General features: G+C 42.8%; 18 protein-coding genes. 14 read left to right on the top strand and 4 right to left on the bottom strand.

Features of this window, described 5'->3' with window-relative positions; translation table 11 throughout:
* Positions 1-164: 164 nt before the first annotated feature.
* From RH88_RS04820 to RH88_RS04810, 3 genes are all read right to left on the bottom strand, one after another.
* Positions 165-1211, bottom strand: coding sequence for a phage integrase (locus RH88_RS04820; protein ID WP_005593852.1), 1047 nt, complete (start codon positions 1209-1211; stop codon positions 165-167).
* A gap of 85 nt (positions 1212-1296) precedes the next feature.
* Positions 1297-2511 carry a BRCT domain-containing protein gene (locus tag RH88_RS22690; protein ID WP_005593850.1) on the bottom strand — a complete coding sequence of 405 codons (1215 nt, stop codon included), beginning with the start codon at positions 2509-2511 and terminating at the stop codon, positions 1297-1299.
* 112 nt (positions 2512-2623) lie between these two features.
* Entirely contained in the window at positions 2624-3259 is a 636-nt protein-coding gene (locus RH88_RS04810; protein WP_005593849.1) for a phage repressor protein CI, read from the bottom strand.
* 204 nt (positions 3260-3463) lie between these two features.
* Between RH88_RS04810 and RH88_RS04805 the strand changes: the two genes are divergently transcribed.
* From RH88_RS04805 to RH88_RS04750, 13 genes are all read left to right on the top strand, one after another.
* A complete protein-coding gene (locus tag RH88_RS04805) occupies positions 3464-3664 on the top strand; it encodes a hypothetical protein (protein ID WP_005593848.1) in 201 nt (66 codons plus the stop codon).
* Complete coding sequence (locus RH88_RS23695; protein WP_005593847.1) at positions 3661-3822, top strand: hypothetical protein; 162 nt, start codon at positions 3661-3663, stop codon at positions 3820-3822. Before RH88_RS04805 ends, RH88_RS23695 begins: the two co-directional genes overlap by 4 nt.
* Positions 3823-3831: 9 nt before the next feature.
* Positions 3832-4371 (top strand): phage regulatory CII family protein, encoded by a 540-nt coding sequence (locus RH88_RS04800; RefSeq protein ID WP_005593846.1) that lies wholly within the window; start codon positions 3832-3834, stop codon positions 4369-4371.
* 33 nt (positions 4372-4404) lie between these two features.
* Positions 4405-4740, top strand: a complete 336-nt coding sequence (locus tag RH88_RS04795; protein ID WP_005593845.1) for a hypothetical protein — start codon at positions 4405-4407, stop codon at positions 4738-4740.
* Positions 4741-4820: 80 nt separating this feature from the next.
* Positions 4821-5414, top strand: a complete 594-nt coding sequence (locus RH88_RS22685) for a hypothetical protein (RefSeq protein WP_005593843.1) — start codon at positions 4821-4823, stop codon at positions 5412-5414.
* Positions 5411-5818, top strand: a complete 408-nt coding sequence (locus RH88_RS04785; protein WP_005593841.1) for a hypothetical protein — start codon at positions 5411-5413, stop codon at positions 5816-5818. The genes RH88_RS22685 and RH88_RS04785 overlap by 4 nt, the downstream gene beginning before the upstream one ends.
* A 10-nt stretch (positions 5819-5828) precedes the next feature.
* Positions 5829-6056 carry a hypothetical protein gene (locus RH88_RS04780; protein ID WP_005593840.1) on the top strand — a complete coding sequence of 76 codons (228 nt, stop codon included), beginning with the start codon at positions 5829-5831 and terminating at the stop codon, positions 6054-6056.
* Between the two features lie 3 nt (positions 6057-6059).
* The gene (locus RH88_RS04775; protein ID WP_040757845.1) at positions 6060-6638 is read left to right on the top strand and encodes a 3'-5' exonuclease; all 579 of its coding nucleotides are present in this window, start codon (positions 6060-6062) and stop codon (positions 6636-6638) included.
* 1 nt (position 6639) lies between these two features.
* Entirely contained in the window at positions 6640-6924 is a 285-nt protein-coding gene (locus tag RH88_RS04770; protein WP_005593838.1) for a hypothetical protein, read from the top strand.
* On the top strand, positions 6921-7373 hold the full coding sequence (locus RH88_RS04765; RefSeq protein ID WP_005593837.1) for a DUF3850 domain-containing protein: 453 nt from the start codon (positions 6921-6923) through the stop codon (positions 7371-7373). The genes RH88_RS04770 and RH88_RS04765 overlap by 4 nt, the downstream gene beginning before the upstream one ends.
* On the top strand, positions 7370-7771 hold the full coding sequence (locus RH88_RS04760; protein WP_005593836.1) for a hypothetical protein: 402 nt from the start codon (positions 7370-7372) through the stop codon (positions 7769-7771). The genes RH88_RS04765 and RH88_RS04760 overlap by 4 nt, the downstream gene beginning before the upstream one ends.
* The gene (locus tag RH88_RS04755) at positions 7771-7998 is read left to right on the top strand and encodes a hypothetical protein (protein WP_005593835.1); all 228 of its coding nucleotides are present in this window, start codon (positions 7771-7773) and stop codon (positions 7996-7998) included. The genes RH88_RS04760 and RH88_RS04755 overlap by 1 nt, the downstream gene beginning before the upstream one ends.
* Positions 7995-8216, top strand: a complete 222-nt coding sequence (locus tag RH88_RS04750; RefSeq protein WP_040757844.1) for a hypothetical protein — start codon at positions 7995-7997, stop codon at positions 8214-8216. Before RH88_RS04755 ends, RH88_RS04750 begins: the two co-directional genes overlap by 4 nt.
* Here RH88_RS04750 and RH88_RS04745 read toward each other — a convergent pair.
* Positions 8173-8469: a hypothetical protein gene (locus RH88_RS04745; RefSeq protein ID WP_005593833.1), complete on the bottom strand. Its 297-nt coding sequence runs from the start codon at positions 8467-8469 to the stop codon at positions 8173-8175. The two genes, RH88_RS04750 and RH88_RS04745, sit on opposite strands and share 44 nt — an antisense overlap.
* Before the next feature lie 41 nt (positions 8470-8510).
* Between RH88_RS04745 and RH88_RS04740 the strand changes: the two genes are divergently transcribed.
* Positions 8511-10994, top strand: coding sequence for a replication endonuclease (locus RH88_RS04740; protein ID WP_005593831.1), 2484 nt, complete (start codon positions 8511-8513; stop codon positions 10992-10994).
* The last annotated feature ends 20 nt before the right edge of the window (positions 10995-11014 follow it).

Here is an 11014-nt window from a genome sequence, read left to right as displayed (position 1 = left end):
TTACTTAGTGTAATGCATAGTGTTTTCTGGAGGCCAGTAAAATCAAGGCTTTTATCGTTATATCAATGCTTTAATAAGCGTTGATTTTGTCACTATCACCCAATAACCATCAGTATCAATAAAAAACGTCGCCACTTTGTCGCCATTTTTTAAGAGGTTGATGGCTATAGCCCTAAGCGGAAAATGGGGTTTAACTCCGCAGCCTGAATCAGGTGATCGGGTGAAAAATGGGAATAACGCATTGTCATTTTGATGTCACTGTGACCAAGGATTTTTTGCAATACCAGGATGTTGCCGCCGGCTTCCATAAACCGACTTGCAAAGGTATGACGAAACACGTGTGTATTCTGCCCGTCCGGTAAGTTAGGGAATGCCTGGTCAACAATATACGCAATGCCGTGAAGACAACTCTTAAATAACTTATCCTTTTCCCCCGTTCGCTCAAACGCTATCAACTCGTTATAGAGCTTTTCGGTGATTGGCACAGTTCGGTTCCTTTTACTCTTGGTATCAAGAAACGTGATTTTGTACTTCGTAATTTGTGGAAGACGCAGGTTATTCGCTTCGGAAATACGTGCACCAGTAGACAAGCAAATTTTGCAGACGAGTTCATACTCTTTAGCTCGTTTACTTTTGCTGATCCTGTCGAATAGCGCATTAATATCTTCATTTGAGAAAAAGCCCATTTCCGATTCAGTTACTTGAATCGATTTAACACCGGTAAGTGGGTTTGGTTGAGTCCACTCTCCAAGGGAAATAAGCTCATTGAATACCGCTCGCAAATATCTTAAATCAAGATTATTGGTAGGAGCAGAGATCGCTTTTCCTTCAGTCGTCGGTTCTCCGTATCGGTTCTTTGCTTTACGGCTAGAACGCCAGTGAACAAAGTCTTTTGCAGTAAACTTGATTGCAAACGGGTTGCCGAGCTCTTCCACTATCGTGCAAAGGCGAGGGTAAACTTTTTTCGCGGATTTTAGGTGTTGGCCGTGAAGTTTGTACCAAAGTTCGACTAGCTCTTGAAGTGTGCGCAAGTCCTTTCTGTCACCTAGCCAAGGCTTGTCATCGACTTCTTTCATTAGAAATTTTTCGTAAGCCACTGCCTCGCCTTTAGTGGCGAAGCGTTTACGTTTTCTGGCACCACTTCGGCCCTGCGGATAACACTCGCAGAGCCACGGTTTTTTGTTGCCATCTTCTAGCTTTCGTATAGACATATATTACTAGCTTATATTTGCACCTAAGCATAACTATTCGGAGCAAGTACTCGGAGCTGACCTCCGAATACTTACAGGTTTATGGTTATGGAATCAGGGTTATTTTCTCAATTGGTGTATCATCGTCTTTATCTAAAGGCTTTTTCCAGTAATAGCCTTGCTGCAGAAGCGTTACGAAATCAACTTGGGATAAGGCAATAGAGTCGAATTTTTCAACTCTGGTTTTGGCTTCATTTACTTTGAAAATATCTATAGTCAGAGAGCCTGAGTCATACACATAACTAGAAACTTCAATTTGACTATCGTTCAATTGGCGCGATGATTTGTGTGTTTTAGACTGGTAAAACGAACCTGTAAACTTACCTTCAATGCGTTTGTTCTCTTCAAAGCCCGCAGGGTTGGAGTAGGCGATTTGAAGCAGAATTCCATCTTGTTGTAAGAAGTTATTCCAGTCCTTCGTTGATACACTGCCAATAGAATCACCTCTCTGGAAAGAATAAGCATGTCCCTGAGTCCATGTAGAGATAGTGTTATTTTGAATGGATATCGGTGTTAATTTGATATCAAGTGCTTCTCTAAATACATCTGGTACATGGAACTTCCAGCCTAGAGCTGACCCCTCATGGAAAAGTGCGATTAAATTCTCACGTCTTCCTAGCTCTCGCAATCCAGCCAGGCTGGTATTAATATCGGCAACCAGTTCTTCTTGGCTGAGAACTTTTTTACGTGCTGAACTGTCTTTGAGGTTGATGTCTTCCGCTAGGCTGTCTGGAAGTTCTCCTGTAATAAGAAGGTTTTCTAGCTGAATTCTTGTTAACACTATGACCCCTTGAGAATTAGCTTGAGCTAATTTGCTGGGGCCTGCAGTTCTGCCGAAACACAGGATGTTTAGATACTTGGTAACGCTTTTTTTGACGACCATGTTGTGTGTTTCAGCAAGCTTTACAAGTTCTTCTTTTTCTTTCTTTTCAAACCCTGTAAAGCAGATGTCCATTGTCTCTTGGGATGACAGTCGATTGGAGTTAGGTAGTTCAATCTGGTTATTCTCTGAATAGTTACCAGACTCAAACGCTTCGATCGCTTCTTCACCATGACTAAATGTCTGAATAACTTGATCGGTAAGCAGCGTTATAGGGCGAGAGTGCTTAATCGACCAACCTTGAATATAACTTTTAGTGTTGGACTCGTTTAGTGATGCATTAGCAAGCTCTTGTACACTAACTTGACCTTTCGAGTTTCTATACAGACATGTAAAAACCTCTTGTGCTTGCGGCAATTTATCTTTGATTGCTTGATTCATAGTGTGCTCCTCATCTATAAAAATCAGGAGAAAATTGTAACCGAATTGGGCCGTGGAGATATTAGTTGCCGTTTAACATGATGCATATTTGTGGGCTATGACATATAAAGAGCTATTTCTTCTTCATTTCCATCGCAACACGACCAACAACGTTTATGTCTTCTTCAGATACTTCAATGGTTGATGTGTCAAACGCGATTGCCAATTTCTTACCAGGTAAACGTTGCAGATAGTTAATTGAGATAACGCCGTCGATCTCAATGAGGTAATCACCAGACACGGGCTGTTTTTCAGCTCTATTGACGTAATAATGAGTTTCACCTTTGTCAATGATGATTAAATCAGCTTGGTCTAAGCCAAAGTCATTAAGAGTCGAAAGACCTATTTCAATATTTCCAGTTTCAGAAAGTTCACCATTGCTAATGCTGAACTTAGTTATGAACTTTGTTGTTGTTTGTTGTTCAGCTATGCCACCAAAGGTCGTCTCGGGTCTGCCGTTTGGAAATGCTTCACCTTCACCTAAAGCTAGGAACTTCACCGATGCTCCGCTATGAAGATGTTCTCTAACGATTAGTTCATGGGCAATGCGATCGTGATGATGCCACGTAAAGATGGTCGATTTTGGGACTCCATAGTAATCCGCTAACAACTCATATGACGTACATCCCGTAACTTCTTTTAGCCTATCAGTAAATAAGCGACCAGCTTTGTATTCAAAAGGCGGTACTTTTGCCGGAACTCTGCTCATTCACGCACTCCTTAATCTTAAAAAAATACGAAATTAGTTAATCCATAGTTTCTTTTTGGGATTTAGCTTGCCTTTAGGTGGCTGTAATTTCAAAAAAGAGCTTTACTATTTTTCAAAAGGGATCAATAATTACGCAAACGAAATTGATGCCTTCATATTCCACCATGCAGCATCAAATAACCTCAAACAAGTAGGATATCACTTATGGCAATACTTCAAATAGCTCTTGATGCGCCTATCTGCACAAAAAAAGAATTTTTACGTCGTACTGGTATGTCTTCATCTACGTTCGACCGTCAAAAAGACCTTGGAAATATCCCAGTAGTCCCGAAAGAAGCCACAAAAGGCTTAATCATGGTCAATATGGTGAAGTACATGCAAAAGCTTGCGGAGCAAGCAGTATGAGCTTTGCAACTTCACCTAAAACCAAACTCACTCAGCGAGATATTTCTTTGAAATATCAGGCGAGTGAGTCTTGGGAAGACAAGTATCCAAACAAATGTCCGTTATTGCTCAATATCGTTGGTTGGACATTCGTTTTCGCTCCGTTCTTCTTCATTTGAGTATTAGTTATGGATGAAAATAACTCAATGTGCGTATTACGTGAACGCAAACAACAAGCTTTTGATGCGGCTTGCTGTGATTTTGTTGTTAATCACGATGTTGAAGCGATTGCGAGAAAGCTTCAACTCAACGGCACAATGCTTCGCAATATGCTGAACCCGAACCAACCACACGTGCTTAAGCCTGTTGTGCTTGCCTCTATTAGTCGTGTTTCGGGTGACTATTCAATCGTAAATACGTTATTTGCAGATGATGGGGTGGTCACGACTCCACTACCAATAGAAGAAGATGGCCTGAACTTGTTTGAGCGAGTTCTAAAGCTAAACCACCATTCTGGTGAGCTTTCTAGCGATGCGTTAGCAATGTGCACCGCAGAGCGTTTACCGCGATCTACCAAACGCAAAACACTAGCCAAGGCACAAGCGGCTTTAGGTAATTTGGTTTTGCTCATCAATGACCTTGAACACCGCACCACAGGCTTGCATCCACTTGTACAAATGGGCACAGACTTTCTGGCTAATGGTGCGCCTATCCCCGGCTTAGCCTAAACAGCTTGAGCCAAGAAGAGGAGAGAAAACACCATGAGTCAGTTAGCCAATAAACAAGAACTACAACCCGAAGCCCCAAATGCTCTGGAAAGCATCGCTGCTTGTAAAGCTCTTTTCGATAAAAGCGTAAAGCGTCAAAAGCTTCGCAAGATGTATGACGAAATGAGTGATCGCAGTCGTGGCTTAATCCTGATTGCAGGTGGTATGCCGCCAAAAGACTACAACCGATCATTCGATTCGTTCAATGACTTAGAGCTGCAAAAGGTTCGTATGGGTATGCAGCTTTTAAAAGAAATGGCATTGACGTTTGACCGCAAAGTGGGTGATGTCCGCCGCTTGAAACACTCCGATATTTGCAATGTGAATTAATTATCTAGCCAGCCTTGCCCCTGGTGTATTCCGTAAGGAATGGGGGCTTTTTTTTTCGTCTTAGCGTAGGAGCATAGAAGATGAATGACCTAGAACAAGCCAATAAAATCTTGGCTCAAGCCGAAAGCGTTTTAGAACAATCAACGCAGAATTTAGAAAAGTCACAGACATTCAATGAACTGATGGTGGAACAAAACCGCCGTCTTTCATTTGCGCTGTCTAATCTGTTGCCAAAGCAATATGTACTAACTCTTAACCCATGCGAAGAGAAGCAGCTTACTGAATTAGCGAAAGCTATGAAGTCAGGTTCTTTTGAAGTGATTGCAGAAGAACTAGCAGAGAACTTTAAGCAAAGAGAAGCCTATGACATTGTTCATTCGATCAATGTTCTGGCGATGGCCAATACAGACATTCTCAACATTCATACTAACTTCCGTGGTTGCGGCAATCTATTTGTTGTTCGTGTTCGCCCACTGTCTGCGATATCACCAGATGGGGATGAATACTCACTTTCACCTGTTGTCTACCGTGAAGAAGTCAGCCTTGTTGATGGGTTCTATGTTGGTTGTCCAACAGGTGATTGCCCAATTCAGCGTCTTTTGAGAATCGAGAGTGAAATCACCGAACTGATCATTGAAGCCCGTGAAGAAGCCGAAGCAGAGGTGAAAGCATGAGCAACATCTACGAACACCTATTTAACCAGTCATTTGAACAGATTGCAGCCCGCTTTGAAAAAAGCAGCATAGCGCAGCAAGAAGAAATCGTGATTCAGCTTGATGCTATCGCTAAAAAGTTAACTCCTGTTCAAACACACCGCCCACTAGAAGACGTTTTAGCTGACATCAAAGAAGCAATGCAGAGTGATCGCGCAAGCGTGTTCTTCGCTCATACCTATGTGAGTTGGTATCGCTCATATCAAACCGAAAATGCCAAGCCACAGATGCACCATTGGTCACAACTAGATATGAAAAATCGCAGCCTGTTTATTGAAATGCTTGCCTTACGTGATCTTGGTTGTTGGGACGATGAGCGTCTTTATGACTTCGAACAGTACTGCTTGTCAGTCATTGGTAAGTAAGGAAATAGGCATGGCATCACTAACGCAACTATTTAGTGAAATTGGTGACGAGAACGTAACCGTTCAAGCACTGCACCAGTGCATGAATTCAGCCCAGTTCAACAACGGGCTAACCACTATCAAGTTTAAAACCGATGGGCTAGGAGCTACAGACCTAGTAGACAACAAGAAAACAGCTTTGATTGTTTGGGTTGATTCTGACCAGTACAACAACGCGCTAGCAAAATGTAAGGGGTAGGTAATGAGTACACATGTAATGTTAGACCTAGAAACCATGGGTAATACAAGTAATGCGGCAATCGTTTCTATTGGCGCGGTTGTGTTCTCACCTGTGACTGGCGCACTTGGTGCTGATTTTGAAGTAGTGGTGAATCTTAATAGTTCTGCTTACTACAGTGATATTGATGCATCGACTGTAACTTGGTGGCTTATCCAGAGTGAAGAAGCGCGTTCAATCTTCCTGAGAGATACGCCTAAGTCGTCTTTGAAAGATGCTTTGCTTGAGCTAAACCAGTGGTTTGTTGATCTTGGTGACTCAAGAGATATTCAAGTTTGGGGTAATGGTAGTGGATTCGATAATGTGATCTTGGCGAATGCTTTCAAAGCTGTTCGCATCAAACCTCATTTTTCTCATTGGAATGACCGTGACGTTAGAACCATTGTTGAAATGGGACGTTCGATTCTTGGCATTGATCCGAAAACAACATTTACCCGTCAAGGTGTTCACCATTCCGCGCTAGATGATGCGAAGTTCCAAGCAAAATATGTGTCTGCTATTTGGCAGTCGTTCATTGTTCCTACTCAAATGGAGGTGAACTGATATGTGTAATTGCTTTGATGAAATGCTTGCAAGAGTTAAAGACGCTGCCACTGAGCAACTAAAAGACACTCCAATGGTTGAGGGGTCTTTAAAAGTCGAATGGAAAAACCGTGTGTTCTTTCTTGATGGTAAACCGTCTGCCCCTGTCGCTCTTTATGTGGAAACAAAGTACCACCCACTAAAGAAAAATAATGAGCCAATGAAGAACAAAAGGACGTTAGAAAACGGCTTCAAAATGTCTCATTGCCCTTTCTGCGGAATTGCATTTGATGGGGTGGCCGGATGAGCACTTTCAAGCTACATGAACTAAAAATTCAATCTCACTATTTCACGGAAGTATTAGCTGGGCGTAAAACGTGTGAAGTTCGATTCAATGATCGTGATTATCAAGTGGGAGACTGCTTAAACCTACGTGAGATTGGCGCGAAGGGTGAATATACAGGCCAAGAAATGAATATTCAGATTAGCCACGTTTTACAAGGTGGTCAGTTTGGTATTGCTGACGGTTGGTGTGTGTTGTCACTGGAAAACGGCGCGATAACAACCGCTATTTCGCTGGTCGGTTACTTGCGTGATCGCCTGCAAGAAACTTGCGATTGTATCGATGCCGGGCATGAAATTATTCGTGAAGCGGGTTACACGATTGATGATTCCCAAATGACAGTCGAAGGCGGTAGAGAGTTTATCGAGATCGCAAATAAACATCTTGCAGCACTAGGGGAGGATTCAGAATGAGTGTTCTTACAATATACCGATCGGATTTAGAGTTTGGTCTTCGTTCAGAGGGTTTCACCACTCGAAAAATTGAACATTTTGTTCGTGTATTCAACGTTGTCGAATCAAGCCAGGGCGACATGTTAGAGCTCGATTCAACACGCGCTCAGCTAGTTAACGTAAACGGCACGGCGCAAGGTTTATGCCTTAACGATTTCATTACCGCGTGGTGGGTTTATTGGGTTGTGGTGTTTAACCAATCAACTGATGCAGCTATTCATAATCAAGCTATTGGTGCTATTCGCGCTCTTTTCTTTGTGTCTGCATGCACGAAGAGCACTAGCCAAAATTCAACGATGCAAATGTGGTGGCGTGATTGTGAGCCGTTACATGGCTATCCAACGATGGAGGCGATTTGATGCAATACGCAGCAGTAAAAATTTGTCCATCGGGTGGGATTGTTCGCCATGAAGATACGCAGGAAGTTGCGAACGTATTTATCGGTGATTTTGAATCAATGGATGATGCCGCAAATCAAGCATGCCTTGATCTCAATTGTACTCATCTACGCAAAGGCGTTTTGAGCAAAGGTGAAGGCAAGGGTGGTTTTATGCTGGTAACAACGCAAGAGTTGGAGGCGGTATGAGTGGTGAACAGTTAATTGATGCCATAAAAGCAGCTCCAAAGAGAAGCAACGAGATAAAAGTTATAGCAAGTAAGGTGATTGAAAAACACTGGGGTATACGTGAGGTCTCCCCAGCGTTTAGAAATACAATCGAAATGGCTGTATGCAAGGCAGAAAAAGAGGGAAATAGAGATGCTATTTTTGCAGATCTTGAGCTCTTTCTTTTAAAGCAAAAATAGAATCAAAACCTTTCACTGGACCTGAGTCTTTGAGCAAATCTACTAACCCAAAATCACAAAGAATATTGGAGAGCTTAACCACTTGGTCTAAGCCTCCAACAGTGATGGTTCGATATTCTGTTCTGCCATTTTTACCAAGGATGGCTGCACGATATTCAACACAGCCAATTTCAGACTCGTTACTTGTCAACCAGTCTGAAATTTGGTCGTCATTAAGTAATTTGTTTTCGGGATCTATTAACTTGGTTTTCACTACTTTGACTCCTAAGACATTAGAGAGTCGAGACTAACACAATGAAATCATTAAGCTACTATCAACCAGTCAAGCCTTTAAAGTGCCCGTGGAGAGCACCCCTCAAAGCAATTGATGAGAGAGATGCTTGTTTAGTTCACGGGTATCAACCTGTGACTATTGAACCAGATGAACAGAACTTTATTGAGCGAGATTTATATCAGCTCAATCCAGATGATCACGCATGGAGAACCAGCAAAAAGTTCTTTAATGATCTGCCTATCTATATCACCAAGTACTTCGCTAAGCGTTACAAAGCGATTTTTTCTAAGAAAGGGAAGACAGCAGCAAATACATACCTTCGTGAAAAAATGGAACCTGCAATGGAGCGAGCAAGATTGGTTCTTGCTCAATACAAAGCTATTCCTACAACTCAAAAGGTTTATTTGCTCAGTGGAGAATATGACGACACTGAGCAAAGCAACTTTACGCCTAAAAAACAGATGCGATTTGATTTTGACCAAATAGAAAAGAATCGTAAGCCGCCAGTAAATCGCCTACTCGCAGAATTAGAACCGTCTGAAATCAAAGATATGGCTTTTAAAATTTCTATCATCATTGATCGCTCTATTCGATTGGAAAGCGAGAAGTATCATGCAATAACTCAGCTTGGTACTAGTATGGCTGTGGTTTTTACCTATGAGCAAGTTGCTAAGTTCGTGATTAACACTTTTGGTGTTAAGCCTCCTCGCAAGTACAAAGAACAATCAGAGCTATCTGCACTGCAAGACATTTCAAAGATGATTAGCGAGAAGTGGTGGTATAAACGTTTGAACAAAATACGCAAAATCATGCGTGAACACTTAGCTATAGCAATGGGGCAAGTATCTTCAAAAGCATCACCTTATGCATCATGGGATTGCGTTCGTGAGTACCAGGCGCAGCAAGCCGCTAACTATGAATATATCAAACAACACCAGTTGCTAGATGAAGAAACAGGCGAAAAAGCTGATCTATGGGATATGGTCAAAAAGAGTGTAGCTAACCCTGCAATTCGTCGTCATGAATTAATGGTGCGTTGCCGTGGCTGCGAAGACATTGGCAACGAGCTGGGTTTGCAAGGTTTGTTCTTAACGCTGACTACGCCAGCTAAATATCACAACTCATACAAGAAGGGCGGTTTCATTGGACACTGGAATGGTGCTAGCCCACGTGATGCACAAAAGTACCTAAATAATGTCTGGCAGCGAATCCGCGCCAAGTTAGGCAGAAAAGGAATTCGTTGGTTTGGGGTTCGCGTTGCCGAGCCGCACCACGATGGCACACCACATTGGCATTTGCTTATCTGGGTTAAGCCAGAGAACAAAGAAGCAGTGACAGAAATATTTGTTGATTACGCAACGAAAGAAGATAAGCACGAGTTATTTGATAAACAAGGCAGGTTTGATCACTCGGCTCGTTGTGATGTCGGTGACATTGACCCAGAGAAAGGTACCGCGACAGGCTACATAGCCAAATACATTTCAAAGAATATCGACGGCTTTGCAATGGATGGTGATGTGTCGGACGAAACAGGTAAGCCAGTCAAGGACATGGCGAAGAATGTGAGTGCTTGGAAAAGCCGCTGGAACATTCGCCAGTTCCAGTTCTTTGGTGGTGCGCCAGTAACGACTTACCGTGAACTACGCCGCTTCGCTAACCAGAACAAAAAAGCGTTTATGGAATACCTCTTCATGCAAGAGCGTGTCGACCTACTCACGATTTACTCGATGTTGCAGCGTGATCTTGTTGGGCCTATTAAACCTAGCAAGCTGATCACCAATGAAGAATTAATGAAAGTGATTGGTAAGAGCTACCAGTCACGCATGAAGACTGAAGACGCAAGTATCACCGACACTTTAAAAGCGGCAGATCATGGTAACTGGCAAGGTTACATCATGGGGCAAGGTGGGCCATTCGTTAAGCGTGACGATTTATTGATCGTGAACTCTTATGAGGTTCTGCCGTTTGCTTCTCCACATGGCGAAGACGTCCGCAAGATTGAGGGCTTCACTACACCAGAAGAAACCATCAAAACTCGTACCAAAGTTTGGACGATTCAGAAAAAATCCAAGGTTAGCGATGAACTTGAAGCGGGGGCTCTTGCTCTTTCTGGAGCCTCTGGCTCCTCTCGGAGTTCTGTCAATAACTGTACGGAGCCTGAGAAAGTACAGGTCTGCGATCAGCTAACTCGATTATTAGACCCAGTGAATAAACGGGCGAATAAATCACCAAATATTGATGAAGCGGCACTGGCCGCGCTGCTAAAAGGCAGCTCAATTCGTATCGATGATGCAACCAGTATTCAAATCCGCCCAGCGGAGGTAGACGAACACGGCAATAAACGCCCTGCCCAGTTGGTAGAAGTGAGTCGTCAACGTTCGGACGACACCAATTGGATGGATTTCGAGGGTTGGGACAACCTATTCGCGCAGCCAGAAAAGCAAGAGTATCAACAACCAGAACTATCTATTTTCCCTGATGGGGACGACTGGCCGTTGTTATGATTGGTAAATGAACTATTGTG

Source organism: Vibrio scophthalmi LMG 19158 (genome assembly GCF_000222585.1).
GTDB classification, from domain to species: domain Bacteria; phylum Pseudomonadota; class Gammaproteobacteria; order Enterobacterales; family Vibrionaceae; genus Vibrio; species Vibrio scophthalmi.
This window is presented reverse-complemented; position numbering and strand designations above follow the sequence as displayed.

Coding starts and splice junctions, on each gene's coding strand:
- RH88_RS04785 (WP_005593841.1), top strand. CDS start 5,411: ATGAGCAACATCTACGAACACCTATTTAACCAGTCATTTGAACAGATT.
- RH88_RS04755 (WP_005593835.1), top strand. CDS start 7,771: ATGCAATACGCAGCAGTAAAAATTTGTCCATCGGGTGGGATTGTTCGC.
- RH88_RS04740 (WP_005593831.1), top strand. CDS start 8,511: ATGAAATCATTAAGCTACTATCAACCAGTCAAGCCTTTAAAGTGCCCG.
- RH88_RS04760 (WP_005593836.1), top strand. CDS start 7,370: ATGAGTGTTCTTACAATATACCGATCGGATTTAGAGTTTGGTCTTCGT.
- RH88_RS04770 (WP_005593838.1), top strand. CDS start 6,640: ATGTGTAATTGCTTTGATGAAATGCTTGCAAGAGTTAAAGACGCTGCC.
- RH88_RS04765 (WP_005593837.1), top strand. CDS start 6,921: ATGAGCACTTTCAAGCTACATGAACTAAAAATTCAATCTCACTATTTC.
- RH88_RS04810 (WP_005593849.1), bottom strand. CDS start 3,259: ATGAGCAGAGTTCCGGCAAAAGTACCGCCTTTTGAATACAAAGCTGGT.
- RH88_RS04775 (WP_040757845.1), top strand. CDS start 6,060: ATGAGTACACATGTAATGTTAGACCTAGAAACCATGGGTAATACAAGT.
- RH88_RS22690 (WP_005593850.1), bottom strand. CDS start 2,511: ATGAATCAAGCAATCAAAGATAAATTGCCGCAAGCACAAGAGGTTTTT.
- RH88_RS04750 (WP_040757844.1), top strand. CDS start 7,995: ATGAGTGGTGAACAGTTAATTGATGCCATAAAAGCAGCTCCAAAGAGA.
- RH88_RS04805 (WP_005593848.1), top strand. CDS start 3,464: ATGGCAATACTTCAAATAGCTCTTGATGCGCCTATCTGCACAAAAAAA.
- RH88_RS04820 (WP_005593852.1), bottom strand. CDS start 1,211: ATGTCTATACGAAAGCTAGAAGATGGCAACAAAAAACCGTGGCTCTGC.
- RH88_RS04795 (WP_005593845.1), top strand. CDS start 4,405: ATGAGTCAGTTAGCCAATAAACAAGAACTACAACCCGAAGCCCCAAAT.
- RH88_RS22685 (WP_005593843.1), top strand. CDS start 4,821: ATGAATGACCTAGAACAAGCCAATAAAATCTTGGCTCAAGCCGAAAGC.
- RH88_RS23695 (WP_005593847.1), top strand. CDS start 3,661: ATGAGCTTTGCAACTTCACCTAAAACCAAACTCACTCAGCGAGATATT.
- RH88_RS04780 (WP_005593840.1), top strand. CDS start 5,829: ATGGCATCACTAACGCAACTATTTAGTGAAATTGGTGACGAGAACGTA.
- RH88_RS04800 (WP_005593846.1), top strand. CDS start 3,832: ATGGATGAAAATAACTCAATGTGCGTATTACGTGAACGCAAACAACAA.